Annotated in this window: 25 protein-coding genes and 3 pseudogenes; 10 read left to right on the top strand and 18 right to left on the bottom strand. The window is 62.2% G+C overall.

Features of this window, described 5'->3' with window-relative positions; all coding sequences use genetic code 11:
• Positions 1-183 (top strand): hypothetical protein (locus tag O4H62_RS10430; RefSeq protein WP_269388620.1); only part of this gene is annotated, 183 nt, incomplete at its 5' end.
• A gap of 324 nt (positions 184-507) precedes the next feature.
• Here O4H62_RS10430 and O4H62_RS10435 read toward each other — a convergent pair.
• Genes O4H62_RS10435 through O4H62_RS10445 form a run of 3 tightly spaced genes read right to left on the bottom strand, consistent with a single transcriptional unit; the run spans position 508 to position 4,435 of the window.
• Positions 508-1,563 carry a zinc ribbon domain-containing protein gene (locus tag O4H62_RS10435; RefSeq protein ID WP_331284458.1) on the bottom strand — a complete coding sequence of 352 codons (1,056 nt, stop codon included), beginning with the start codon at positions 1,561-1,563 and terminating at the stop codon, positions 508-510.
• The gene (locus O4H62_RS10440) at positions 1,560-2,723 is read right to left on the bottom strand and encodes a thiolase family protein (RefSeq protein ID WP_269387603.1); all 1,164 of its coding nucleotides are present in this window, start codon (positions 2,721-2,723) and stop codon (positions 1,560-1,562) included. Before O4H62_RS10440 ends, O4H62_RS10435 begins: the two co-directional genes overlap by 4 nt.
• Positions 2,720-4,435, bottom strand: coding sequence for an AMP-binding protein (locus O4H62_RS10445; RefSeq protein WP_269387604.1), 1,716 nt, complete (start codon positions 4,433-4,435; stop codon positions 2,720-2,722). Before O4H62_RS10445 ends, O4H62_RS10440 begins: the two co-directional genes overlap by 4 nt.
• On the opposite strand from O4H62_RS10445, the gene O4H62_RS10450 reads away from it, so the two are divergent.
• On the top strand, positions 4,434-4,931 hold the full coding sequence (locus O4H62_RS10450) for a winged helix DNA-binding protein (protein WP_269387607.1): 498 nt from the start codon (positions 4,434-4,436) through the stop codon (positions 4,929-4,931). The two genes, O4H62_RS10445 and O4H62_RS10450, sit on opposite strands and share 2 nt — an antisense overlap.
• A 50-nt stretch (positions 4,932-4,981) precedes the next feature.
• On the opposite strand, the gene O4H62_RS10455 is transcribed toward O4H62_RS10450, so the two are convergent.
• A complete protein-coding gene (locus O4H62_RS10455) occupies positions 4,982-5,692 on the bottom strand; it encodes an SDR family NAD(P)-dependent oxidoreductase (protein ID WP_269387611.1) in 711 nt (236 codons plus the stop codon).
• Between the two features lie 162 nt (positions 5,693-5,854).
• Between O4H62_RS10455 and O4H62_RS10460 the strand changes: the two genes are divergently transcribed.
• From O4H62_RS10460 to O4H62_RS26510, 4 genes and pseudogenes are all read left to right on the top strand, one after another.
• On the top strand, positions 5,855-6,898 hold the full coding sequence (locus O4H62_RS10460; protein WP_269387613.1) for a TRAP transporter substrate-binding protein: 1,044 nt from the start codon (positions 5,855-5,857) through the stop codon (positions 6,896-6,898).
• A gap of 22 nt (positions 6,899-6,920) precedes the next feature.
• Complete coding sequence (locus O4H62_RS10465) at positions 6,921-7,448, top strand: TRAP transporter small permease subunit (protein ID WP_269387614.1); 528 nt, start codon at positions 6,921-6,923, stop codon at positions 7,446-7,448.
• The gene (locus O4H62_RS10470; protein ID WP_269387616.1) at positions 7,445-8,791 is read left to right on the top strand and encodes a TRAP transporter large permease; all 1,347 of its coding nucleotides are present in this window, start codon (positions 7,445-7,447) and stop codon (positions 8,789-8,791) included. Before O4H62_RS10465 ends, O4H62_RS10470 begins: the two co-directional genes overlap by 4 nt.
• 231 nt (positions 8,792-9,022) lie before the next feature.
• A pseudogene (locus O4H62_RS26510) lies at positions 9,023-9,357 on the top strand (hypothetical protein).
• 3 nt (positions 9,358-9,360) lie between these two features.
• Here the strand turns inward: O4H62_RS26510 and O4H62_RS10475 are convergent.
• Positions 9,361-10,124, bottom strand: a pseudogene (locus tag O4H62_RS10475) (IS3 family transposase); the annotation flags it as partial.
• Between O4H62_RS10475 and O4H62_RS10480 the strand changes: the two are divergent.
• The 3 genes and pseudogenes from O4H62_RS10480 to O4H62_RS10490 all read left to right on the top strand — a co-directional run.
• Positions 10,096-10,446: an FAD-dependent oxidoreductase gene (locus O4H62_RS10480; RefSeq protein ID WP_269387618.1), complete on the top strand. Its 351-nt coding sequence runs from the start codon at positions 10,096-10,098 to the stop codon at positions 10,444-10,446. The pseudogene O4H62_RS10475 and the gene O4H62_RS10480 overlap by 29 nt on opposite strands.
• A gap of 78 nt (positions 10,447-10,524) precedes the next feature.
• The gene (locus O4H62_RS10485; protein WP_269387619.1) at positions 10,525-11,877 is read left to right on the top strand and encodes an aspartate aminotransferase family protein; all 1,353 of its coding nucleotides are present in this window, start codon (positions 10,525-10,527) and stop codon (positions 11,875-11,877) included.
• Between the two features lie 66 nt (positions 11,878-11,943).
• Positions 11,944-12,229 (top strand): annotated as a pseudogene (locus tag O4H62_RS10490) (IS5/IS1182 family transposase); the annotation flags it as partial.
• 103 nt (positions 12,230-12,332) lie between these two features.
• Here the strand turns inward: O4H62_RS10490 and O4H62_RS10495 are convergent.
• Genes O4H62_RS10495 through O4H62_RS10525 form a run of 7 tightly spaced genes read right to left on the bottom strand, consistent with a single transcriptional unit; the run spans position 12,333 to position 18,328 of the window.
• Complete coding sequence (locus tag O4H62_RS10495; RefSeq protein WP_269387620.1) at positions 12,333-12,686, bottom strand: RidA family protein; 354 nt, start codon at positions 12,684-12,686, stop codon at positions 12,333-12,335.
• Positions 12,683-14,080 carry an NAD(P)/FAD-dependent oxidoreductase gene (locus tag O4H62_RS10500; RefSeq protein ID WP_269387622.1) on the bottom strand — a complete coding sequence of 466 codons (1,398 nt, stop codon included), beginning with the start codon at positions 14,078-14,080 and terminating at the stop codon, positions 12,683-12,685. The genes O4H62_RS10495 and O4H62_RS10500 overlap by 4 nt, the downstream gene beginning before the upstream one ends.
• Positions 14,073-14,390 (bottom strand): (2Fe-2S)-binding protein, encoded by a 318-nt coding sequence (locus tag O4H62_RS10505; protein WP_269387624.1) that lies wholly within the window; start codon positions 14,388-14,390, stop codon positions 14,073-14,075. Before O4H62_RS10505 ends, O4H62_RS10500 begins: the two co-directional genes overlap by 8 nt.
• Positions 14,365-15,465: an NAD(P)/FAD-dependent oxidoreductase gene (locus tag O4H62_RS10510; protein ID WP_269387626.1), complete on the bottom strand. Its 1,101-nt coding sequence runs from the start codon at positions 15,463-15,465 to the stop codon at positions 14,365-14,367. Before O4H62_RS10510 ends, O4H62_RS10505 begins: the two co-directional genes overlap by 26 nt.
• Before the next feature lie 57 nt (positions 15,466-15,522).
• The gene (dctP, locus tag O4H62_RS10515) at positions 15,523-16,518 is read right to left on the bottom strand and encodes a TRAP transporter substrate-binding protein DctP (RefSeq protein WP_269387627.1); all 996 of its coding nucleotides are present in this window, start codon (positions 16,516-16,518) and stop codon (positions 15,523-15,525) included.
• A gap of 44 nt (positions 16,519-16,562) precedes the next feature.
• Positions 16,563-17,861: a TRAP transporter large permease gene (locus tag O4H62_RS10520; RefSeq protein ID WP_269387630.1), complete on the bottom strand. Its 1,299-nt coding sequence runs from the start codon at positions 17,859-17,861 to the stop codon at positions 16,563-16,565.
• Positions 17,858-18,328: a TRAP transporter small permease gene (locus O4H62_RS10525; protein ID WP_269387631.1), complete on the bottom strand. Its 471-nt coding sequence runs from the start codon at positions 18,326-18,328 to the stop codon at positions 17,858-17,860. The genes O4H62_RS10520 and O4H62_RS10525 overlap by 4 nt, the downstream gene beginning before the upstream one ends.
• Positions 18,329-18,427: 99 nt before the next feature.
• Between O4H62_RS10525 and O4H62_RS10530 the strand changes: the two genes are divergently transcribed.
• Entirely contained in the window at positions 18,428-19,345 is a 918-nt protein-coding gene (locus O4H62_RS10530) for a LysR family transcriptional regulator (protein WP_269387632.1), read from the top strand.
• A 139-nt stretch (positions 19,346-19,484) separates the two neighbouring features.
• Here O4H62_RS10530 and O4H62_RS10535 read toward each other — a convergent pair whose 3' ends face one another.
• The 6 genes from O4H62_RS10535 to O4H62_RS10560 form a co-directional block, all read right to left on the bottom strand.
• Positions 19,485-19,832, bottom strand: coding sequence for a RidA family protein (locus O4H62_RS10535; RefSeq protein ID WP_269387633.1), 348 nt, complete (start codon positions 19,830-19,832; stop codon positions 19,485-19,487).
• A 5-nt stretch (positions 19,833-19,837) separates the two neighbouring features.
• Positions 19,838-20,956, bottom strand: a complete 1,119-nt coding sequence (locus tag O4H62_RS10540) for an NAD(P)/FAD-dependent oxidoreductase (protein WP_269387636.1) — start codon at positions 20,954-20,956, stop codon at positions 19,838-19,840.
• A complete protein-coding gene (locus O4H62_RS10545) occupies positions 20,953-21,975 on the bottom strand; it encodes a histone deacetylase family protein (protein WP_269387638.1) in 1,023 nt (340 codons plus the stop codon). Before O4H62_RS10545 ends, O4H62_RS10540 begins: the two co-directional genes overlap by 4 nt.
• Before the next feature lie 115 nt (positions 21,976-22,090).
• Entirely contained in the window at positions 22,091-23,017 is a 927-nt protein-coding gene (locus O4H62_RS10550; RefSeq protein ID WP_269387640.1) for a 3-keto-5-aminohexanoate cleavage protein, read from the bottom strand.
• A 12-nt stretch (positions 23,018-23,029) separates the two neighbouring features.
• Positions 23,030-24,376 carry an aspartate aminotransferase family protein gene (locus tag O4H62_RS10555; protein ID WP_269387641.1) on the bottom strand — a complete coding sequence of 449 codons (1,347 nt, stop codon included), beginning with the start codon at positions 24,374-24,376 and terminating at the stop codon, positions 23,030-23,032.
• Positions 24,373-25,461: an ABC transporter ATP-binding protein gene (locus O4H62_RS10560; RefSeq protein WP_269387643.1), complete on the bottom strand. Its 1,089-nt coding sequence runs from the start codon at positions 25,459-25,461 to the stop codon at positions 24,373-24,375. Before O4H62_RS10560 ends, O4H62_RS10555 begins: the two co-directional genes overlap by 4 nt.
• Between the last annotated feature and the right edge of the window lie 50 nt (positions 25,462-25,511).

Consider the following 25,511-nt stretch of genomic DNA (forward strand, 5'->3'; position numbering starts at 1 on the left):
TATGGCCACCCGCTGCGCGATATGGAAGCTGCGCGTGCGGCCATAACCTGTCGGCAGAACATGTTCCCGACGTGCTATGGCCCAGAGTTCATCGCCAAAGCCTTGAGAAAATGGATTGCGCTTGTTGGCGCCAAAACGGCTTACATCATGCCGGGCAGCCCTTGGGAGAACGGGCCTACTTGAACTCCGGCAGTAGCGGTCAGGCCGAGCATGTACTAACACTGAAACCGGATCACCCCTTGGGGGCAGGCCATGGTGCCGAAATTTTAGGTAGGTGCGCCTAATGGCCAAGGTGACGTTTGAGCCTGGCTACTCACCCAGAATGCCCAAGCTCCCGGCTCAGCTGAGCGAGAGAAGTTTGCGATCGCTGTATTGCAACTCTGACGGCGTGCGTGGTCAGAGGCACCCCCGTGAGGAACTTGTCCCATAATGCCTCTTCCATTCTTTCGAAAGGAAAGCACCATCAAACCATGAGATCAAACACCTAATTTTGCACCGCCGCTCTCATTAGCGGGCGGCAGGCCTCGCCATTTCCCGTTCCAGCGCCTTGCGGTCCTTTGTCAGGCGCTCCAGCCAGAGACGGGACTGTGGATCGGGGTAAACATCTTCATGGCCATTTTGAAGTGCAGCAACCAGAGCTGAGGCAAAGCTGCTCCAGGACAGCGTGCCGCCGGCAATGGAGTGATGTGGCTTGATGCCGAGTTTCGCCGGATAGGCAGCAACCAGGCTTGCGCCCTGTTCCTGCAGTCTTGCACGCAAGGAAGTCGCCAGAGCATGAGCCGCAGCCATCTGCGCTGAATGCAGCGGTTCCTCCGGGTAGGCGGAAAGCGCCGCGAAAGAGAGCGCTGAAATCCAGGTGCCTTTGCGGGCTGCCAGAGCAGGGGCAAGGCGGTCGACCAGTGCCAGATGCGCTTCGATGTGCCGGCCAAGAGAAGTGCTGTCTCCGGTCTCTGCATACCAGCCGGTATCAATCACCAGATCCATCTCGCTGTCCTTAAGGTCCGGCGAGGCGCTATCCCAGACATTTGTTGCGCCGGCCTCCAGCAGGACAGCCTTGCAGGCCTGCCCGAGCGGGATGTCACTGTCTGTCAGGTAACAGTTCAGTCCGGCAAGCGGACTCGGTGCTGATGTCATGCCGTAAACCTTTTTCTTGTCGTTGGCGGGTGGATCCGCCTGCACCACGACGCTGCCGCCGGGCGCAAGAACGTAAGACAGATGGACATTATCGCCCACGCGGCAGTGGTCGTTGAGAAATGTCACGAGCACCACGCCCGAAACATGCCTGACCAGCCCGGTGTGGCGAGCCGAGGCGTTGGTGAAAGCCGGTTCAAGACTGTGATAGACCGTGGCTTCGGCCAGCACCTCTCCCTGACGAGGCTGGTCACGCCAGACCAGAGCGCAAGACAGGCACGCCCGGCAGAACTCCTGAGGCGGATATTGCACGCTTGAGCAATCCTCGCATGTCTGAAGCGCGAAGCGTCCGGTGGCAGCGGGGCCGGTCATGCCAAGGGCAACGCGGCTCCTCCGGACGGGCGGCAGGGTGGGAATGTTTTTTTTCATCATGCCGCCGCCAGAATTGCAGCGCCGCAGCTCAATCCGCGGTCGTAGACGATCATGCCGAAGCCTGAAACCAGACCGACGGCGGCACCGGTGACCTGATGGCCGTCGGCAGTGCCAGTCAGCTGGCGCAGGGTTTCGGTGACACCAAGGAAGCCGCCGGCAAAGCCTGCCTGTCCTGCTGACAATTGCCCGCCTCCTGTGTTGACCGGAAAATCTCCACCGAAGCTCAAATCGTGCGACGCGACAAATTCGGCGGCAGCCCCTTTTTTGCAGAAACCAAAATCTTCGAGCTGCAGGAAGCTGATCACCGGATAGTCGTCATAGGTCTGAAAGCAGTCGATGCCGGTTCTTTCAATGCCGGCTGCTTGAAACAGGCGATCGGCATCAAGGGCCCATCCGGACCTGTCCTGCACCGGATCATCTGGAAAGCTGTTATGGCGCTCGGAAGAGGCAAGCAGGGTGCAATGCGCCAATTCCAGCCGCTCCGCCTCCTGCCGGCGCATCACCAGAAACGCCTCGGCGCCAGCGCAGGGCATGACGCAGTCAAACAGGCGCAGAGGTCCGGCAATCGGGCGCGCCGTCAGATAGGCATCCATCGTCAACACCTTGCGGATCATGGCCCGAGGATTGTTGAGACCGTTGTGTCGCTGGGCGATGCACAAGCGGCCGAAATCCTCCGCACGGGCACCGTAACGGTGCATGTAGTGATCGGTGAGGAAGGCAAAGCTCTGGTTGGGACCGCCTGCGCCATAAGGATAGACCGCGTCCTGGGAGGCTTGCGAAAACCGGGCAGTGTTCTCGCGAAAACCTGTTGGCGTGTTCGTGTCGGCTCCGATGCAGGCGACGATCGTGGCGTCGCCGCCTTGCACCGCTGCGGCCGCTCGCCTGATCGCGGCAATCGCACTGGCACCGCCCAGCGGTATTGTGTCGAGCCAGCCCAGTTCCAGGCCAAGGGCATTGGCCAGGCCGATGCCGCTGTCGGGCGCCATGGTGAAGCTGGAGATGCACATGCCGTCAATCCGGTCCCTGGCTATACCGGCCCCGTCGAGCAACCCGCGCAACGCCCGGGCAAAAAAGGCCGCGGCGCTGTCGTTGGAAAACCGTTCATACGGCACGGACACCGGAACGGTCAGAACAATGTCGTCATAGCTGCGTGCGCTCATGCCAGCGCCTGCCGCAAGGCCTGTTTGCGGGTGCGCAGATCGAAACACGCTGCAGCACTGAACGGGTCGTCCGCCAGCGGCTTCAACAAGGCTTTCTGGACTTTCTGCGTGGATGTGGTGGGCAGAGCGTCAACAAGGACAATGTAGCCGGGCACCTTGAAATAGGCCAAGTGTGCCGCGCAATGGGTGAATACAAGTTCCGCCAGTTGCTCTGCCGGCTTTTGGCTGTCCGTCGGCACAACCACTGCCAGCACTTCCTGTTCTCGCAGCGGGTCATCGGTTGCCAACACGGCAATTGCCGACACTTCAGCCAGCGAGGCGATGGCCGCCTCGACTTCGGCGGCAGCGATGTTCTCGCCAGAGCGGCGAATGATGTTTTTCTTGCGCTCGACGAAGAATAGCGCGCCACTTTCATCCTGGCGCATCACGTCGCCGGTATGCAGCCACCCACCGCTCCAAGCCGCCTCAGTCGCTGCCTCGTCCTTCAGGTAGCCGCTGAAAAAACCCAGCCGCGGATCGGGGCCGGGGGCACGCAACAAGAGCTCGCCGGCCTCTCCGTTTGCAACCACCGCACCATCATCGCCGATCAGTCTGACCTCAACCGCCGGACCAGGCCGGGACGGCCGGCCAATGCAGCGCTGCCCGACGTGCCGCGGTTCGGTTGTATCGCACATGGTTCCCGCGCCGCCGGTTTCAGTCATCGCCCAACCCTCCAGAAGCGGAACGCCGAACCGTTTTTCAAACCTGGCATGATGATCAGGATGCACGCCCCCTCCCAGCCCGAAGCGCATCTGATGGCTGCGCTCGAACTCGGTTTCAGGCAATTCATGCAGGATTGCCGGCATCACGCCGAGATAGTGGAAGCAGGTGGCTTGCGTCTGCACCGCATCCTGCCACCAACTCCGCGGGTGGAAACGGTCAATGATGATCTGCGCGCCGCCGCATGACAGCATGCCCATGAAGGAATGGCCCATCGCGTTGACATGGAAGGTGGGCAGCGGCGTCAGCAATCGTTCCCGTCCCGGCCGTAAGGCGACCAGCCCTTGCTGACGGCTGTACCAATCGGCCCAGTTGAGGAAATACCGGTTGGACAGAATGCACCCCTTTGGCCGTCCGGTAGTACCGGAGGTGTAAATCAGCGCGCATTCCGACTGCGTGTCAGGCACACCCGGCTGCTTGGGTTTCGCTCGCGGCGGAATTGCATTGCGCGGACCGCAGCAGGAGATGTTCAGTTCTGCCGCTATCGGATCCGTGCGGTCTGCGTATTCAGGCAAGCGTACCAGAAGGCAGGCCTCGCTGTGCGACAACAGGTAGCCCAGTTCATCGGCACTGGCCTGCGGATTGACAGGCACGACACTTATCGCAATCGCATTCAGCGCCAGCCAGTGCAGAAAATGCGCGGGGCGGTTTTCCAGCAGCAGCGCTATGCGGTCTCCGGCTCCGTATCCGGCCGAGACATACTGCTCCGACAGGCTGCTGACAGCGGCCTGCATCGCGGCGTAGCTGAGGCAGGCTGGCTCTGCGGGCCATAGCGCCTGCACCGATTTTGGAAGCACCAGCATGTCATGATCGGCAAATCGCTCCGCCTGTTGTCTCAGCAGCCCGGCAACACTCCGGCACGCCATGTACCGGTCGTCAATCGGCGGGGTGACTTGTTCTTCATCCATATTCTGGTATCGCCATGTTGTTTTTTGAATGGAGGGCCCGATCATGTCGACACAGACACCGAAACGCTCGGACGAAGAAATCCTCGCCGGATTTGAATATGCTCTGTGGCATCTCGGCGCTGCGTTCTCGCGCTGGCGGCGTGATTGTTTTGCGGCAGTCAGTGACCTCGGCCTCAGCGGCTCGGAAACCTCGATCCTTCATGCGGTGGAAATGAATGACACCGCAAAGGGCCTGATGGACATCAGCCGCCTTCTGCACCGGGACGATCTGCCCAATCTTCAATACGGGCTGAAAAAACTTCTGCAGATCAAACTGATCGAAAAGCGCGGCACATCGCGCAAGACAACCAACTACGTGATCTCCGACTCCGGCAAGGCGGTTGTCTTGGCCTACAAAAAAAGGCGCCAGGAAACGCTGCTGCGGCTTTTCAAGCAGTTGCCGCAGGATGCGTTCGACCTGGAAAACATGGTGGCGCTGATGCATGTGATGACCGGGATCTATGACCAGTCCGGTGACCTGCTGCTGCACCATCAGGACTGAACGGCGCCCGGGGGCGCCTGCTGCACTTGCCGCATGAGAACGATTGTCCGTCATTGCATGCGATAGCCCCCGTTGACATCCAGGGTGGTTCCTGTGACCCAGCGCGCTCCGGGGCTGACCAGATATCGCACGGCCGCGGCTATATCATCGGTGGTCCCTATCTTGCCAAGGGGGATCCTGGACGATAGCGCCGCGACGCTTTCCGGGGTTGTGGCTGCCTCCAGCATCTGGGTTCTGACCGGCCCGGCGGCCACGCAGTTCACCGTCACGCCATGGCTGGCTGCTTCGCGGGCGGCTATCTTGGTCAGGCCCAGCAGGGCCGCCTTCGACGCCACATAGGAAGCACTGCCACGGTATCCGCCCAGTTGTGCCGCGGCAGACGACATAAGCACAGCTGTGGCACCCGGGACAGGCGCCTGCTCGCGGCGGCGCAGGAACTCGCGCAGGCACAGGAACGTGCCACGGCTGTTGACTGCAAAGACGCTGTCCCATTCCTCCACCGTCATGTTTGAAATCCGCGCGGGTTCCGTGCCCGAAGGCATGATGCCGGCACAGGTGACGAGAACCGAAATCGGGCCGTTGAGGGCTTCGGCCTGATCGAAGGCGGTTGTTACCTGACCCTCGTCGGTCACATCCATGGCGTGAATACCCTCACCAGCCTGCATGTCACATCCAAAGATCGTCATGCCGTCTGCTGCCAGTGCCGTGGCTATGGCGCTGCCAAACCCGCCTGCCGCGCCGGTGACGAAGACTGATCGCATGTGACGTTCCTCCGGAATTCGTGGTTATGTTAGTCGCATTTTTTGCTAAAAAACAGTCTTTTTAAAATACATTTTTTGTTATAGCGTTTGGATGGAGCGTGGAACATCCTGCTTTCTGTTTGTTGTGGGCGGGGTCAATTACAAGTGGAAGGAACAGAGACAATGAGATCATCAGCATTTTTGCGGAGCCTGGCACTCGGCGCCGCGGCAGCCCTCGGCGCAACATTTGCCGGAACTGCGCATGCAGACACCGCCAACCTCACCGTACAGAGCGCCTGGCCGCTTACCCTGCCGGCAAGCGGGCGGGACGCACAACATTTCAGTGACGCTATCAACGAGGCATCCGACGGCCAAATCAAGGTTCGCCTGATGAACGCCGGTGCGCTGGTGCCGTCGCTCGAAATCTTCGATGCCGTGCGCAATGGCACACTCGACGCCGGTTACACGTCACCGCTCTATGTCGCCGGCAAGTTCCCGGCCGTCCAGCTTTTTGGCGGCGTGCCTTTCGGTCCGGACGCGATGGGATATATCGGCTGGATCTACAATGGCGGCGGCCTTGATATCTGGCGCGAAATCTATGCGGAGCAGGGCGTTGTCACCGTTCCTTGCGGCTTGATGGCCCAGGAGGCCGGCGGCTGGTACAAGACAGAAATCAACAGTGTTGAAGACCTCAAGGGTCTCAAACTGCGTTTCGCCGGTCTGGCCGGAGAAGTGATGAAGAAGATGGGCGCATCCGTCGTGCTGCTGTCGGGTGGAGACATTTTCCCCAACCTCGAGCGCGGCGTCATCGACGGCACCGAATTTTCCATGCCTGCCATCGACAAGCAGATCGGTTTCGACCAGATCGTCAAGAACTACTATCTGCCAGGCTGGCACCAGCCGGCCGCGATCAACGAGTTGATCATCAACAAGGCCAAGTGGGATTCGATGTCAGAAGGCCAGCAGGGCTTGATTGAACTGACCTGCCGCGAGACGATGCTCTGGGGTCTGACTTCCACATATGTGGAAAATGCCCAGGCCATCGATGCATTCAAGGCCAATGGCGTTGAGATCCGCCAGTTCCCCGAAGAGGTGCTGGCAGGCTTTCAGACCGCAACGAATGAAGTGATGCAGGAACAGTCGGCAAAGGACGAAAGCTTTGCCCGCGCCTGGAATTCGCTTCAGGCATACCGCGACAGCGCGGCAAGCTGGGCGGCTGTCCAGTAACCAACGACGAAAGGGGCAGGCAATGAACGGATTTCTCGATTGGCTGCCCCGCTCCATTGAACGCGTCACCGAAACCGCGGGCATCATCGGGGCGCTGTTCCTGCCGCTGCTGATCCTTGTGGTGGTCGGAAACGTGGTGCTGCGCTACGGCTTTGGCCTGGGGCTCGTGGAACTGGAAGAACTGCAATGGCATCTCAATGCCGTGACGATCATGCTCTGCCTTGGCTACGCATACCGGCATGACGCGCATGTGCGCGTCGATGTGTTGCGGGACGGGTGGAGCGCCAGCCGCAAGGCCTGGGTCGAGGTCATCGGAATCCTGCTTTTATTGCTGCCGTTCACCATCGGTATCCTTTGGTTCAGTTGGAACAGCTTTGCCTATTCCTGGAAGATCGGGGAAGGGTCGCCGATGCCGAGCGGTTTGCCTGCCCGCTATCTGGTCAGACTGTTGCTGTTTGCAGGCTTTGCGCTGCTTGCAGCCCAGGCGCTCGCTTCGTTGTGCCGGGCCATCCAGGTCATCAAGTCTGAAACGGCGGGGGACCGGACGTGACAACAGATGCTCTGCTGGTTCTGGCGATGTTCGCCACCTTCGCCCTTGGCCTTTTCGCCGGTTTTCCTGTGGCCTTTGTGCTTGGCGGCGTAGGGGTGCTTTTTGCCCTGCTGGGCGAAGTGCTGCCCCTTCTCGGCATTGACGTCTTTGCCGGGGTCAATTTCATCGGCTTTGCCAATGACCGGATCTTCAGCACGTTGACCAACTATTCGCTGATCCCGATGGCGCTTTTCGTGTTCATGGGATTCATGCTGGACCGTTCAGGCGTCGCCGAGCGCCTGCTCAATGCCATGGCGCGCAGCCTTGGCCGGACACCCGGCAGCCTTGGCATCTCCGTCGTTGTGATCGGCGTCATCCTGGCCGCCTCAACCGGGATCATCGGCGCATCGGTGGTGCTGCTGGCGACCGTTGCACTGCCGGCGCTGCGAAAGGCGGGCTACGACATGCCCCTCGGCCTTGGCACCGTGGCCGCCTCCGGATGCCTGGGGATCCTGATCCCGCCCTCGATCATGCTGATCGTCATGGGCGACCAGTTGCGGCTTTCCGTGGGCGATCTGTTCATGGCCGCGGTGTTCCCCGGCATCCTGCTGGCAACACTTTATGTCGCCTACCTGGTTGTCATCTCGCTGCTGCAGCCGCACAAGGCGCCGCCTTCCCCTGACGCCGGAAAGTTTGATCTTGCCGCCTTGAGGGACATCGTGGCCGCGCTGTTCCCGCCGATGGTTCTCATGGTGTTGGTGCTAGGCTCGATATTCTTTGGCATCGCATCGCCCACCGAAGCGTCGGGCCTCGGGGCGCTGGGGGCAACACTTATCTGCCTGGCAAACCGGACTTTGACACCAGGCGTGCTCTATGAAGCCTGCACCGCGACCGCAAAGACCGTGGCCTTTCTGTTTGCGATCATCTTCGGCGCCACCTGTTTTTCGGTGGTGTTGCGCGGCTATGGCGGCGATGCTCTCGTAGAAGAACTGCTCACCGGCTTGGGCTGGTCCCGCCTGTCGATCCTGTTGCTGGTCTTGGCGACGGTTTTCGCGCTCGGCTTCGTGCTCGACTGGATGGAGATCATCCTGATTGTCGCGCCCTTGACCGTGCCGGTCATCGTTTCGCTGGGATATGATCCGGTCTGGGTGGCGATCCTGCTGGCAATCTGCCTGCAGACCTCGTTCCTGACGCCCCCGGTGGGTATGGCGCTGTTCTATGTGAAAAGCGTTGCGCCGGCCGATGTGACAACCCGTCAGATCTACCGCGGCATCGTCCCTTTCGTGCTTCTGCAGCTGACCGGGCTGCTGGCAGTCGGCCTGTTTCCCCAGATCGCCCTCTGGCTGCCAAGAATCGCCTATTAGGGGCACGGCCCGCAACTTGCGTCGATTTGGCGAGGTGCGGTTCAGCGGGGCAACCGCTTAAGGATTTCGCCGCCATCCGAGATCCTGTCACATCTCCCAAGCCGCCAATGCTTGGGCACCTGTCCGGACTGCGGGCGGTCAAACCGAAGATTTCAAAGTCGGTATCTGCGGCGTCCAGCTTAGGGATGGCCAAGTTGTTCAGCCATATTAACCTGGCAAAGGGGGGAGTGCCTGAAGATACCGTCGTCAATGCAGCGCCTCAAGGGCTATCGCTTCCCCTTCGAATCACCATCTCGCGGTCTGGACGTACCATCGGTTCTCGCTGAGCGCGGCGGATATGGAGGATCTGCCTGCCGGGTCTGGCGTGAAACATTGGCAATGGCGGGCAGCAGACCCCAGCGGCGACGCGAGGAGATCATGGTGCGGATAAGTCGCCAAAGCGGTCACAAGGGTTGCTTGCCGCCCATGACCAGATCAACTCGATCTTACGCCCACGGCACTATCGCCTCACCGCAACATCCTGGCGACACTCCAGTGATCTGCCCCCATCAGGTGGTCCGGTTTGATTGTTAGTGCATCATGGGCCTCTGGTCCATCGGGACAATGCTTTCCGGCGTGGGCGGGCGGTAGCCCAGAGCGCTATGCGGCCTGATGGCGTTGTAGTAGACACGCCATTGCTCGATGAGGATTTGCGCCTCCCTTAGGCTGTAGAAGTTTTCGCCGTTCAGCAGCTCGTCGCGGAAACGGGCGTTGAAGCTTTCGCAGTATCCGTTCTCCCATTGTGAGCCTGGCTCGATGTAGGCCGTCTTGGCTCCGACAGCTGCAATCCAATCTCGCACTTTCTGGGTGATAAGTTCCGGCCCATTGTCTGACCGAATGTATTCCGGTGGGCCGCGCAGGATGAACAGGTCTGTCAGAGCATCCAGCACGTCCGTTGAGTTGAGCTTGCGGTCCACGCGGATCATGAGTGTCTCCCTGGTATATTGGTCGATGATATTCAGTGTCCGATAGACGCGGCGGTCAGCGGTTCGATCCTGGACGAAGTCGTAGGACCAAACGTGGTTTGGCCGTTCCGGTCTGAGACGCACACATGATCCGTCGTTCAGCCAAAGCCGCTCCTTTTTCTTCTGCTTTTGTGGAACTTTCAGCCCTTCACGCCACCAGATGCGCTCGACCCGTTTATGGTTCACGCACTGCCCGGCAGGCGATTGCGCAGCAGTCTGCCGAGAGGGGGCCAGCCCGCGTTGTTCAACAGGCCGGTGACCATCCGATATCCATAACGGCCGAATCTGTCGGCCAGTTCGATGATATCATCGGTCAGCCGTTCTTCATCAGCGCGGCAGAGTGTGCGTGGCAATGTCATTTTCGGAGGCGGGCAGGGGCATATCGATCCGGGCGGACTTCGCAGTCGGCCTGACGAAACAACCTTTGCCAGAACCCCCGCCTTGATGCGCAACCTGATCCCCGCACTCACTCATACCGCCCTGCTGCGGTCATGGACCGGGCTCGAGGCGAACACGCCGGACGGGCTGCCGGTGATCGGCACATCCGCAGGCCACGACGGCTTCATCCACGCCTACCGGTTTTCCGGCCACGGCTTCGCCACGGGGCGAGGCGTCGGCGGAGCTCATTGTCCGCGGGCAAACCCGGATTGATCTGACTTCCTTCCATCCCGACCGTTTCACCGTAACCGCGCGCCCAGCTGCCCTTTGACCCCGCCACGGAGCCACGCCATGACCGAGACCCTCGATCCCGCCAGGCACAGTCATATCTTCCACCGGTCGGCGCGGCACATACCGCCGCGCGCAAGCCACGGCGAGGGCGTGTGGATCTTCGACCAGACGGGTCGCCGCTATCTGGATGCTTGCGGCGGTGCAGCCGTATCGTGCCTGGGGCACGGCGATGCCGAGGTCGTCGGAGCTATCAGCGACCAAGCCGCTCGGCTGGCCTATGCCCACACCAGTTTCTTCACCACCGACGCCGCCGAAGACCTTGCAGATCTTCTCATCTCCGGCGCCCCGGAGGGATTGACGCGCGTTTACTTCCTTTGCGACGGATCCGAAGCAATCGAGACTGCGTTAAAAATGGCGCATCAATATCACAGGGAATGCGGCCAGCCGGAGCGTCAACACATCATTGCGCGGGAGCAAAGCTATCACGGCAATACGCTCGGGGCCCTGTCGGCGGGTGGAAACGCCTGGCGCAGAGCGACCTACCAGGGCGTAATGCTGCCCTCGACCTCGCATATCGCGCCTTGCTGGGACTACCGGCTCAGTGGCGTTGACGAGACCCCCGAAGATTACGGCCGGCGCGCCGCTGATCTGCTGGAGGCGGAAATCCTGCGCGTCGGGCCCGACCGAGTGTCGTGTTTCGTGGCGGAAACGGTTGTCGGCGCCACGCTTGGCTGCGTTACGCCTGCGCCGGGCTATTTCGCTCGCATTCGCGAAATCTGCGACCGCTATGGCGTATTGCTTATCCTTGACGAGGTCATGTGCGGCATGGGCCGTACCGGCACATTGCATGCGTGTGAACAGGAGCAAGTGCGGCCGGATATCCTGGTTGTAGCCAAGGGTCTGGGGGCGGGCTATGTGCCGCTCGGCGCAGTTCTGTGCTCGCAGCAATTGTTTGATGCCTTTGCACAAAGCTCCGGCGCGTTCATGCACGGCCACACCTTCGTGGGCCATCCCGTGGCCTGTGCGGCAGCTCTCGCGGTCCAGCGCGCGATCATGAACCGTGATCTTCTGGCCAATGTCCGGCTGCAGGGCGAACGATTGCGTGAGGGGCTGGAGGCGGCGCTGGGATTCCACCCGAATGTTGGCGACATCCGAGGCCGCGGTCTGTTTCATGCAATCGAACTGGTCGCCGATCGACGGACCAAGGCCTGCTTTGAACCGTCGCGGCGGATCCATGCCGAAATACGCAACGCCGCGATGGCCCGTGGACTGATGGTCTACGCGATGGGAGGCACACTTGACGGTCAGAACGGAGATCACATCCTGATCGCTCCACCCTATATCGCGACATCACAGGACATTGATAGAATCGTAGCCGAATTGGCGGATAGCGTCACAGCCATAGTGGGTTGAGCGAAGGTGCCGGATGGTGGAATTGGTGCAGGGATGAAGTTTCAACATTTTGCATCTCTCCACCGCACCGCAGGCGCAAGGGCCGTCTTTCCGCGGCGCTCGAACGCAGTTGAACAGCCCAACACCCAGGAAACCTGCCGGAGAGACGTCACTTCGCATCCATGCAAATGGACGGTCAGATCAAAAGACTGGCATCCAAAAGCTATGGCAAAATATTTTTGGCTGAAAAACGATGGGTCACTACAAAGGCGTCATTGGACCGCTTTTTCGCGCCCGGTCATTCCCCACTCAACAGACAGAAGCTGCTATCGGCATCGCGATTTACAACCGAACGCTTGCCCAGCCGTCGTGATGCATTCCTTGACGCGACGGCGCAGGACGCCGGCGCGCAGGCGAAACCAAATGGCCACTGATGAGCTATGAAAAACCCTGCCGTCACTCACCGGGATCCGGATCTAGCGTGAGGCTTCAGAACATGCGGCCGTCACGATGATCTCGACCTTGAGCGTATCGCGTGCCAGTCGCGCTTGCCCGCAAGCGCGGGCAGGCGCATGGCCGGACGGGACCCAGGCGTCCCATACCGCGTTCATCTCGTCGAAATCCCGCATGTCGGACAGCCAGATGATCGCCTGCAGGATACGGTCCGGGGAAGATCCCGCGCTGGCCAACAGCCGTTCGATCCGCGACAGGCAGTCGCGTGTCTGCTCGGCGACGGTTTCGCCATCTCCGACCTGCCCGCACAGATAGGCGACGCCGTTGTGCCTGACGATCCTGCTCATGCGTTGCCCGGTTTCCAGCCGTTCGATCATTTTCCCACCTCAACTGTTTCATGCTCCGCCAATGCGGCGATTTCGCCCAACGTCACCGGTTTGAGCGGCGGGCGGATCCTGTAATAGCCGGTCGCATCCGGCGGAATGCCGTTCATGTCCGACAGGATCCGCGTCACCGAAAGTCCGCAGTAGCGGCCCTGGCAGGGTCCCATTCCGGCGCGGACAAAGGCCTTGGCCTGGTTGGGACCGAGACAACCCAACCCGGCCGTGCGCCTGATGTCGCCCGCGGTGACTTCCTCGCACCGGCAGACAATGGTGTCGTCGGCCGGCGCGAGGGCGCCCGGATAGGGTGGGTAGGCGCTGTCAATGAAGGGGCGGGCGGCGCGCTCCGCACCGAGACCGCTTCGCAGCGGGCGGGCCTCGGCATCGCGCTCCTCCTCCGTCATCCTGCCGAGGTCACGGGCGATTTCCAGCGCGGAGATCTCGCCTGCGAGCGCTGCAGCCCTGGCGCCGCCGATCCCGGCGCCGTCGCCCGCGATGAAAACGGTCGAGACGGCCGTGCGTCCCCACTCGTCGCATTCCGGCGCAAAGCAGCCTTGTGCATCATCCCATCGATGCGGAATGTCGATGGATCGCGCAGCCTGGGTGTTGGGCACGACGCCGTGATGCAGCAGCACGGTGTCGCAGGCAATCCGGTGCCCGATGCCGCCAACGCGGAATGTCACGCCGCTTGCGTTCCGGTCGCCTTCGACAGCGATGTCAGAAGCACCAACATGGCGGGTTATGCCGGCGCGGCGCAATTCCCATAACATCCGGAGCCCCTTGAGCAGATAGGGCCAACCGCGCAACGCGCCGCCGAGATGGCGAAGCGATCTCGCCAGATCGGCCTTCGTTTGCGTTTCGACAAGGGCGAGAGGCGGAACACCGGCCCGCACCATCTGGGTCGCGACGAGGTAGAGAAGCGGCCCCGACCCGACCAGGACGGCGCGTTCGCAGGCAATGTCCGATTGCTTGAGCATGATCTGCGCCGCGCCGGCGGTCATCACGCCGGGCAAGGTCCATCCCGGCACCGGCATTGGCCGCTCCAGCGCGCCCGTGGCCAGCAGGATGCGCCTGCCTTCGGCGAGTTCAGCCTTGCCGTTCCGGGTGAAGTTGACGCGGGTTGCCTCCTCGATCTGCCACACGACCGCGCCTCTCAGGTGGGTGATGTTCTCGTGCGCCAGCCCCCGGGTGAGGGCCCGGCCGTCGGTGAAATCGCTGCCAAGAATGGCGCCGCGGGTTTTGCTGGCGCGATCCACATCGCGGTAGATCTGCCCGCCCGGCGTCGGCTGTTCGTCGAGCAGCAGGACAGACAATCCGGAACCGGCGGCGCGGCGGGCCGCCGACATGCCGGCCGGTCCGGCGCCAATGACGATCAGGTCGGCGCTATGCATTGCCAGCCCCCTTGATCGCTCGGTTGATCGATGGCCTTTCGATCTGCAGCCCCTCGGTCACCTGCAGCATGCAGGCCTGGCGGTTGATCCCGTCGATTTCGACCAGGCAATCGTAGCAGGCGCCCATCATGCAGAACGGGCCACGCGGCGCGCCCGATAAGGGCGTATGGCGAAACGGCATCACACCGGCCACCAGCAGAGCGCCGGCAAGGTTTTCGCCCCGCGGCAGGGAAAGCTCGGAGGATCCGAAGCGAACGGTCACCCGGTCGGTTTCCGGGTCGATTTCACGAAACGGTGAATCGGGTTTCACTGAACACCTCCAAATCGGGCGCGGCGTCCGCCCCTTCGAGCCAGGCCGGCAGGAACCGGGCATGGGCCGCGGCAAGGGTGACGCCGCTGTGGCAGGTCACGAGATAGGCGCCCGGCATGTCCGGGCTTTGCTGGTAGATCGGCAATCCGTCAGGCGACAGGATCCGCAAGGCCCCCCAGCTGCGCACGAGTTGGGCCTTTGCCAGCACCGGAAAGGCGGCAATCGCTTCCGCTGCGAGCCCGGACAGGCCGGGCTGCGTGACCGTGTCGTCAAGGCCCACTTCCTCGTTGGTGGCGCCGATCTGAATGCCGCCTTCGTCGACCTGACGCGCTATCAGCGAGGGGCGGTTGATGAGTTTTGGAAGTTTTTCGGTGACCATCACCTGCCCTCGCTGCGGCCTGATCGGTGCCTTGAAGCCCATCATCGGTCCCAGCGCGGCAGCGCCAAGCCCGGCGGAGAGAACCGTCTTGCGGGCCTCGACTTCAGTGCCATCGTCACAGGAAATGCGGAACAGGTCGGTCTTGTCGACGCGTGTCACCCGCTTGCCGTTGAGGATCACGCCGCCAAGCCGGCGGACATCGTCGGCCAGCGCGCGCAACAGCCTGAGCGGATTGGCATGGCCATCCTGGTGATGCAGGATGGCGCCGACGACCCTGGGACCGATTGCCGGTTCCTCAAGCCGCAGGGCGTTGTGGCCGAGCACCTCGTAGGGGTAGTTGCCGCCAAGTTTTTGCTTGAGGATCTCGTATTTCGCGACGGTGGCTTCGAGACTCTCCTCCGAGAAATGGAGGTCGTAACCGCCCCTTTGCTCAAGGCCCAGATCATGCCCTGTGGCATCGCCCAGTTCGGCGGCGAAATCGGCCCAGGCGGCGGCAGAGGCTTGCGACCATTGCGCATAGCGCGGCTGGTTCATGCCCTTTGACTGCACCCAGACGAGACCGAAGTTGCCCCGGCTGGCGCGGAAAGACCCGTCATCGCCGTCGAGGACGGTCACCCGGAGACCGCGCTTGAGCAGGCCCCAGGCTGTCGAAAGGCCGACAATCCCGCCGCCGATTATGGCATAGTCCGAAGTCATGGAATTTCTCTCACCGGTTCACCGGGGTGACGGCAATCGCCACCCCGGTATTGGCTGTCACTTGGAAGCAGCCGCGACTTTGTCCAGGATCGCCTGACCCCATTCGGCGCCGACATCCTCCAGCACGGACGGCCAGACATCGGCGCGGACCTTTGCAGACATCGCGGCAAGATCTTCGTCCGAGAGCTTGGCCACGGTGGCGCCCAGTTCGTCAACCAGACGCTGCTCGTTGCGGGCCTGATCGGCTTCGGCAACGGTCCAGCGGGTTGCCTCGAATGCAGCCGCCTGCTCCTTCAAGGCGGCCTGATCTTCCGCGGAAAGGGCCGCGAGGCTCTCATTGGAGATGATCATGTACCAGACCTCGAAATGTGTGTTGGCGGGAATGTAGGTCTTGGTGACATCGCGGAACGACGCATAGTAGCCTTCGGCGCCCGAGCCGATGACGCCATCCACGACGCCTGTCTGAACGGCGGTGAAGGCTTCGGAGAACGGGATCGGCGACGGGATGTAGCCCAGCGCTTCGCCGGTCAGCTGGAACGACTTGATGCCAGGCACTCGCACCTTGATGCCGTTCGGCTCGGTGCTCGCCGGATTGGGGTTTTCCACGTTGAGCGAAATGCCGCCGAAATAGACCGGATAGGCAGCCAGCATGGTGATGTCCTGCTCCGCATAAAGGCCGGTCATGACGTCGCGCACCACGCCACCGGGACCGTAGATCTTGCGCGCCTGCGCCCAGGTTTCGGCCATGTAGGGAAACGAGGAGATCTGCATGCGGCGGTCGGCGGCAGCCGCCGCAGGCTGTGTCGCCATATCGAGCGCGCCGACGCTGATCCGCTCCTGCACGGTGGTGTAGTCGCCAAGCGCCGAGGCCGGGAACAGCTGGATTTCAACATCGCCGCCGGTGGCCTCAGAAACCGAGGCCGCAAAGGCGCGCAGCTCGACATCGACGGTGGCGTCCTGCGGGCGCACATGGCTCATCTTGAGGGTTTCGGCCAGGGCGGGCGAAGCGGCCATCAGGGTCGCAAGGGCGGTGGCAAGGATTGCGGTTTTCATGAATTTCTCCTTTTGGTGGGTTGATGGGCTGAAGAAGGTCGGCCTCAATATCCGAACAGGCGCGGCAGATAGAGGGACAGGTCGGGCCAGAACGAGGTGAGGAACACGACGGGCACATAGCCAGTGACGATCAGGAACATCGCCGGCGGGATGACCTTGGTGACCTTGACCTTGCCGATCCGGGCGCCGAGGTAGAGGATCGAGGCATAGGGGGGCGTGACGCCGCCCATCGCCGTGTTGACACCCATGATCGCGGCGAACTGGACCGGACTGACCCCGATGGCGGTCATCAGTGGCAGCAACAGCGGCGCGATCAGGATTATCGCCGTCACGTCGTTGACGACCATGCCGACCAGGAACAGCAGGATGTTGATGAAGATCAGCAGCAGGACCTTGTTTTCGGTGATCAGGAAAATGCTCGACACGATCTGCTGCGGGATGCTTTCGTAGACGAACATCTGGCTCAGGATCATGGAAAAGAGGATCATGAACATGATCGCGCCGACGGCGGTGGCGGCCTCCTTGCCTGCGGCGAGGAAATTGGAGAGACGCAGGCCCTTGTAGACCAGGAAGCCAACCGGCACCGAATAGATCACGGAAACCGCGGCGGCCTCGGTCGGTGTCATGATGCCACCATAGATCCCGCCGAGAATGATGACGGGCATCAACAGCGCCGGAAATGCGTGAATGCCGCGCCTGGCGACTTCGGTGGACAGCTCACCGAAGGTTGGCTTGTCATCGAGGATCAGGTTGAACTTGCGGCTGATCCACAGGTTCATGATCGAGAAGCTGAGCATGATCAGAAGACCCGGCCCAAGCGTTGCAAGAAAGCAGGCAAGGATCGAGGTATCGGTCACCCAGCCATAGACGATCATCGTCACCGAAGGCGGGATCAGCAGTCCCAGGATCGACGAGTTGGCGATCAGCGCGGTCGCGTATTCCCGCGGATAGCCACGCTTTTCCATCTCTGGGATCAGGATCGGACCAATGGCGGCAATGCCGGTGAGACCCGACCCGGAAATGGCGCCGATGACGGCACAACTGACTGCCGCCACCACACCCAGACCGCCGCGGACGTGGCCGACGAATGCGTTGACAAATCGCAGGAGTGACGCCGCGATGCCGCTTTCGGACATGATCGTGCCAGCCAGCACGAACAGCGGGATTGCCAGCAGGATCGGGTTGCCGTGCTGCTGTACGCCCCACAGCATCATGCCCTTCATCGTCACATCGCCGATGAAATACATGACCATCAAGGCAGCCCCGAAGCAGTAGGGCAGCGGCACGCCGAGGGTCAGCGTGACCACCAGAACAGCGATGGCAATGAGCGCGATCTCGATCATGCGACAGTTCCGTTCTTCAAGGTGAGGATGTGCCGGATGAGATGCCAGGCCGTGTAGACCATCATCAAAGTGACGCCCACGAGCAGCGCGACATCGGAGTAGAAGGTCGGGATGTAGAGCGTCGGGCTTTCGCGCCAGACGCGCCATGCGTACCTGGTGTAGTCCCAGGCCCAGCCGAGAATCCAAAGGCCGACGGCCAGGCTGATGATTTCTCCGACAATGGCGAGGATGGTGTGGGCCCGTTCGGACTTGAGGAAGATCTCGAGCACGTTGGCGCGGATATGGGTGTTCTCGCGCGACGCATTGATCGCCCCGAAGATGTAGAGCCAGATCGTCGGATAGAGCATCGTTTCCTCAAGGCCCATCACCGGGATCTGGAAAACGTAGCGTGTAATGACCTGGACAAACTGTCCAAGCGCCACCAGACAGATCAGCCCGGTCAGCAAGACGGCTGCGAAACGATCCATCGTGTCCCCCCAATTGAAAACCGCAGGGAGACGATCATCCAGGACTAGCCATAAAGCCAAATCCAAAATATTGTTCAGGCTATAAATTGGATTTATATCGTGCTGCCCAACCTGACCATTCGGCAACTTCAGACCTTCCGCGAAGTGATGCGCAGCGGCTCAATCTCGGAGGCAAGCCGCACGCTTTTGCGCACGCAGCCTGCGGTCAGCACGATGATTGCCAATATCGAGAAGGAGCTTGGGTTCAACCTTTTTGTCCGCGAGCACGGGCGGCTTACGCCATCGCCGGAAGCGCACTACTTCCTGGAGGAAGCCGAGGAGGTTCTCGACCGGCTGGACCGGACCGTCCGGACGATGTCGGAGTTTGGAACGCTCGACCGGGGCAGCCTCCGGATAGCCTGCCACCCCGCATCTTCCGGCTTCTTCCTGCCCAAGGTGCTGGCCGAATTCCTCAAGGGCAGGCCCGACGTGAAAGCAGACCTCGTCATGCGCAGCTCGCAGGTCATCGAGGACATGATCGCCTCGCAGGAATTCGACATCGGGCTGGCCGAAACCCCGCGTCAGCGCAGCTCCATCAGGATCGAACCCTTCAGGCTTGAGTGTGTGATTGCGCTCCCGGAACAAGACCCTCTTGCAAGCAAGGATGTTCTCACTCCGGCCGATCTGGAAAACTATCCGATGGCGATGCTTTTCAGCGATCACCCCGACACGCTGGCAACGCAACGGGCGTTTGCCCAGTGTGGCGCGACGCTGAACCGGCGTTTTGTGCTCAGAACCTCTCTGCCCGCTCTTCCGCTTGTCGGTGCGGGCCTGTGCGGCGCGATCGTTGACCGGATTACGGCAGCCACCAGCCCGGCCCCGGGGGTCGTGTTTCGCAGATTTACGCCCGTGATCGCAAGCAGCATCGCGCTTCTGCTCCCGGCACAGCGGCCTGCATCCATCCTGACAACCGCATTCAGGGACTACCTGCGCCAGCACCTCGTGCAGGTCGAGAACACCTTGATCTCGACAGGTTGATCCATCTGCTCGACCAGCACGGACCGCACCGGGGTACCTGCGCCATTCGACCAGGGTCCGAATGCAAGCAGCGCCCCTGCGGGCGCTGCCGTGTGCGATGCATGCTGCTGGATTGGGTGTGGAGCCTGACGGTCCGGAGCTAGAGAGCCGCGATGCAGATGATCTCGACCTTGTAGTCGGGCGTCGCCAGCCGGGATTCGCCGGTGGCGCGCGCCGGGGCGTTGCCGGGCGAAACCCAGCCGTCCCAGACGGCGTTCATCTCGGCGAAATCGTCCATCGACGCCATCCAGATCGTCGCCTGCAGGATCTTGCTCTTGTCGGAGCCAACCGAAGCCAGCAGCCGGTCGATATTGGCGAGAACATCCTGGGTCTGCTGCGTGACGCTGGCGCCGGCAGTGCCGACCTGGCCAGCCAGATAGACCAGTCCGCCGTGGACAACGGCCTGGCTCATGCGCGGGCCTGTTTCGAAACGTTTGATGTCGCTCATGTGTTTTATCCCTGTTGAAGATTGAGTGCAGCCCGTCCTGGGCCGAGTGCTTCCAGTACGGCCGGGTCCAGCGACGATGGCCGCCCCAGGCACAAATCCGCGGCCAGCTGCGACAGCGCCGGCGCCGTCTGCATGCCATAGCCGCCCTGCCCAGCGAGCCAGAAGAAGCCTTCGGCGTCCGGCGCGAAACCGACCACCGGCGTCCTGTCCGGCGCAAAGGTGCGCATCCCGGCCCAGGAGTGCTCGACCCTCGTGACCGGCGTGGTCACGGCCTGTTCGTAGCGGTGCAGCCCCTCGGCAATCACCATGTCGTCGGCCCAGACGTCATGCGGTTCGACCGGGTCCTCGTCGGCCGGCGAGATCATCAGCTTGCCGGCTTCGGGCTTGGCGTACCACTGGTCGCCGGCATTGGCGAACAGCGGCCAGCGATTGATGTCATGGCCATCGGGCGCCGGGATCAGCGCCGCCGAGCGGCGCAAAGGGGTCAGTCCCAGCATTCTCAGACCAGCCATATGCGCGACAGCATCGGCCCAGCCGCCAGCGGCGTTGACCAGCACAGGGGCTGAAAACTCTCCAGCCGGCGTCACAACCGTCCACAGGCCATCGCGGCGGGTGATCGACTGCGCCGGTGCAGCGTTGACGATGCTGCCGCCACACCATCGCAACAGGCGGGCAAAGCCCTGCAGCATGCGATCGACATCGATGTCCTGCGCGTCCCATTCGATCGCCGCGGCGGCGATGGCGTCGGATCGCAGGATCGGCACCAGCTCCAGCGCCTGGGCGGGGGAAAGCCGTTCCAGCCCGTCGCTGCCATCGAGATAGGCGTCGAACTTCGGCAGATCATCATCCGTCGCCAGCAGCAATTCGCCGCGCGGCGACAGCAGGCTCGAGTCCGATACGCCTTCGGGTTGCGCCAGAAACGGCGCCGAGGCGGCATTGAGCGCCCGCAGGGTGGCATTGCCGTAATTGCGGATGAAGATCGCCGCCGAACGCCCGGAGGAGTGATGGCCGATCATCGGCTCGGCCTCGAGCACGGTCACCTTCGCCTCAGGCGCCAGCCGGGCCGCGGCACTGATGCCGGCAATACCGCCACCGATCACCAGAATGTCTGAGAATGTGCTCATCCTGACTGATACCCGTTGAGAAAGCTGGTCAGATTGTCGCCCAGGTCGGAGGACAGATAGCCGCCTTCCTGCACGATGACTGACGGCAGGTCCAGCCCCGCGATCGCGGATGCGATGCTGGCAAACCCTGGCGTTGTTACCTTGAAGCCATGGAACGGATCGTTCTCGTGCGCATCGAGCCCCAGCGCCAGCACCAGAACATCGGCGCCGAACGACCGGATCCGGGCGAGTGCTGCTTCCAGTGCGTCAAGATAGTCCGCATCTTCGGTGCCGCGAGGCAGCGGCAGGTTGAGATTGTATCCCATTCCCTCGCCCTCGCCGCGCTCGGCCGCATGGCCCCAGTAGAACGGGTAGAAACGGGCCGGATCGGCATGGATCGACACCGTCAGCACGTCGCGGCGATGATAGAAGATTCCTTGCGTGCCGTTGCCGTGATGCACGTCGATATCGAGAATTGCCGGACGGTGACCGGCGCGCAGCAGCGCCTGCGCGGCAATTGCGGAATTGTTGAGAAAGCAGAATCCGCCGGCCAGATCGCCAAACGCATGGTGGCCGGGCGGACGGCAGAGCGCATAGGCCGTGCGTTCACCGCCAAGCACAAGGTCGGCAGCGCTCAACGCCGTCTGTGCCGACCAATAGGCGGATTGCCAGGTTCCGGCGGCGATCGGGCAGGACGTGTCCGCCTGGTGGAAGCCGGCCTGGCCGGCCGCGGAACTCGGATAGCTGGCGGTGCGCCGGTCCGGATGGATGTTCGGGACCACCTCTTCGGAGGCGCCTTCGGTGCGCAGCCAGCGATCGTGGATGGTTTCGAGAAAGCTCAGATATTCGGGCGAATGGATCTCGGCGATCGGGCCGGCGCCGTGATCGGCCGGCGTGGCGAAGTCGCACCCGGCAGCCCGGGCGCCGCGAGTCAGTTCCGCTATCCGCTGCGGCTGCTCCGGATTGGCGGAAAGCCTGCCATTCGCCATGAAATGCTTCGGATCATGCGCCCATTGACGCTCGTCGAATATCGCCTTCATGCCTCGTCTCCCAATGACTCACAGGCCTTCATGCCGGCCGACAGATCGGCCAGCGCTCGATTCAAGCCAGCCACATCTGCCGGCACGGCGCGCCTGATGTTGGTGTCATCCATGTTCAAAATCTCACCCTGTCCCTGCCTTTCAGCTCCAGCATCGCACGCGCCTCGTCGGGCGTTGCCACCTCGCGGCCGGCCGATTCGACGATTTCGCGCACCATCTCCACCTGCTCGGCATTGGATTTCGCCAGTTGACCGCGGGCGATGTAGAGATTGTCTTCGAGACCTACCCGAACATGGCCGCCCATTGCGGCGCCGAGCTCGGCCAAGGCCATTTGCCGGCGGCCGGCGGCAAGCACGGAGAACATGTAGTCGGCACCAAACAGGCTGTCGGCGGTTTGCTTGAGATAGGCCAGGTGCTCGGGTTCGGCGGCGACACCACCGAGAACCCCCATGACGAACTGGATGAAGATCGGCGCTTGGACGAGACCGCGCTCGACAAAATGATGCAGCATATGCAGATGGCCGAGGTCATAGCATTCGAACTCGAACCGCGCGCCGCGCTCGCGTCCCATCAGCCGCAGCACGGTTTCGATGTCGCGGGGCGTGTTCTTGAAAACCAGGTCATCGGACTCGCGCAGGAAGGGCTCTTCCCAGTCATGCAGCCACTCGGTGCGCTTGCCGAGCATCGGGTAGAGCGCGAAATTCATCGTGCCCATGTTGAGCGAACACATTTCCGGCTCGGCGGCCATCGGCCCGGCGAGGCGCTGCTCCATCGTCATCACCGCGCTGCCGCCGGTGGTGAGATTGATCACCGCATCGGTCGCCGCCCTGATGGCGGGAAGGAACGTCATGTAGTCGGCGACGGCGGCCGAGGGTCGCCCGTCCCGCGGATCGCGGGCATGCAGGTGCAGGATGGCCGCCCCGGCCGCCGCCGCGCCGATGGCCTGTTCGGCGATCGCCTCGGGAGTTACCGGCAGATAGGGCGACATCGACGGCGTGTGGATGGAGCCGGTGACGGCGCAGGAGATGATGATCTTCGACATGCAGATCCCCGGTCAGACCGTCTCGACCGCAAGCCCGGCATTGGCGGCGAACCTGTCGAGTGCCGTGGTCAGCATGTCGATGAGTTCGTCGACCTGCCCTTCGGTGATGATCATCGGCGGACAGACCAGGAAATGGTCACCTTCGATGCCGCCGCGGGTGCGCCGCGAATAGATGATCAGGCCTTCGGCATAGGCGAGTTCCACCAGTTCGAGATAGGCATTGAGCGCCTTTGGCAGCGGCTGCATCGTCTCCCGGTCGGACACCAGCTCGAAGGCCAGCAGCAGACCTTCGCCGCGCACATCGCCAATAAAGGAAAACCGCTGCATCAGATTTTCAAGCCGGGTCTTGAGCAGGGCGCCCATGCGGGCGGCATTCTGCATCAGACCGCCGGTTTCGATTTCCTCCAGCACCGCCAGGCCCGCGGCACAGGCCTGCGGGTTGCCGGCATAGGTGTGACCGTGCAGGAACCCGCCGGCATCCAGCACCGGATCGATCAGCCGGTCCTGCGCAATCATCGCGCCCAGTGGTGCGTAGCCTGCGCCAAACCCCTTGGAGATGGCAATGATATCGGGCTCGACGCCGAAATGCTCCGCGCCCATGAACTTGCCGGTGCGCCCGCCGCCCGACATCACTTCGTCATGGATCAGCAGCACGCCGTAGCGGTCACAGATCTCGCGCACCGCCTGCATGTATCCGGCCGGTGGCACCAGCGCTCCGGTTGACGCGCCACCGATCGGCTCCTGGATGTAGGCCAGCACCGTGTCGGGTCCTTCTTCGAGGATCCTGGCTTCGAGCATGGCCGCGTAATGGGCGCCGGTCGCGGGATCCTCCATCGCCAGGCCATCGAGATAGGCGCGCGGCGCCGGGATCTTCGGCATCGCCTGCATCATCGGCAGGAACGGATCGGACAATGGCGCGTATCCGGTCAGCGCCAGGGCGCCAAGGGTGGAGCCATGGTAGCTCGGGTCGCGCGAGATCACCTTCCAGCGCGATCCCTGGCCGACAGTCACGGCATATTGCCGCGCCAGCTTGATGGCGCTTTCCACCGCCTCCGATCCGCCGGAGACAAAAAAGACCTTCTCCATGCCTTCAGGCGAGAGCGATGCCACCCTGGTGGCGAGTTGTTCGCTTGCCTCGGTTTCGAAATGCAGCCGGTAGCCGAAGGTCGACTTTTCCATCTGCCGGCGCATGGCCTCCAGAACCCTGGGATTGGAGTGGCCGATATTGGAAACCATGGCGCCGGACGAGCCGTCGAGATAGCGCTTGCCGTCGACATCCCACATGTAGACGCCGTGGGCTTCGGCCAGAACCGGGCGGCGGGCGCGGGTCTGGTAGAACAGATGGCTATCGGGTTTCACGAAAGGCTCTCCACCGGAAGCGCGGCGCAGTCCCTGGCGCGGAACTGCAAGGCCACCTTCGCTCCCGTGGCAAAGGGGCGGTCCTCGATCATGTTGATGGCCTGCATCTGATGATCGCCGACACGGACGAAATAGCGGGCGGACTGGCCCTGATAGTCGACGTTCTCGACAACCGCATCGACCGTCAGCATGCCCTCCGCCGGCGTACCTTCAGGTTTCAGATGCAGTTTCTCGGCACGGATCACCAGCCGCACCGGGCCGGGCCCGGATACTCGCGGCGCCCGATCCTTCGGGATTGCGATTTTCGGAAAGTCCGGCAGTTCGAGCGCGATGTCACCGCCCGCCATGTCCGAGCACCGGGCAGAGAGCAGGTTCGAGGCGCCAAGGAACTTCGCGACAAATTCGGTCGCGGGCGTGTTGTAGACCTCTTCCGGCGCGCCAACCTGTTCGACGCGGCCTTCGGACATGACGATGATCTGGTCCGACATTGCCAGCGCCTCGGTCTGGTCGTGTGTGACAAACACCGTGGTCACGCCGATGCTTTGCTGGATGCGCTTGAGTTCGACCCGCATGTCCTCGCGCAGATTGGCGTCGAGCGCCGACAGCGGCTCGTCGAGCAGCAGCACGTCCGGTTCGATGACGATGGCGCGCGCCAGCGCGATGCGCTGCTGCTGGCCGCCGGAAAGTTCCTTCGGATAGCGCGCCCCGAGATCGGGCAATTGCACCAGTTCGAGTGCCGCGGCGACCTTGCGCCTGGCTTCATCCTTTGGGACATTGCGATAATTCAGGCCGAAGGCGACGTTGTCGGCAACCGTCTTGTGCGGAAACAGCGCATAGTTCTGGAAAACCAGGCCGAGATTGCGCTTGTGGATCGGCACATCGTTGACCCGTTTGCCCTTGATGGCGATTTCGCCTTCCGTCGGATCCAGCAGGCCGGCGATCATGCGCAAGGTCGTGGTCTTGCCGCAGCCCGACGGTCCGAGCAGGGTGACGAAACTGCCCTCTTCTATCTCCAGCGACATCTGGTGCACGGCGGTGTAGTCGCCAAAGCGCTTGACGATATTGCTCAGGGATACGGCGCTCACAGCATCATGCCTCCGGGTTTGCAGGGAGCCGGCCCCGCCACGACGGCGGG

Source organism: Parahoeflea alexandrii (assembly GCF_027214025.1).
GTDB lineage: Bacteria > Pseudomonadota > Alphaproteobacteria > Rhizobiales > Rhizobiaceae > Hoeflea > Hoeflea alexandrii_A.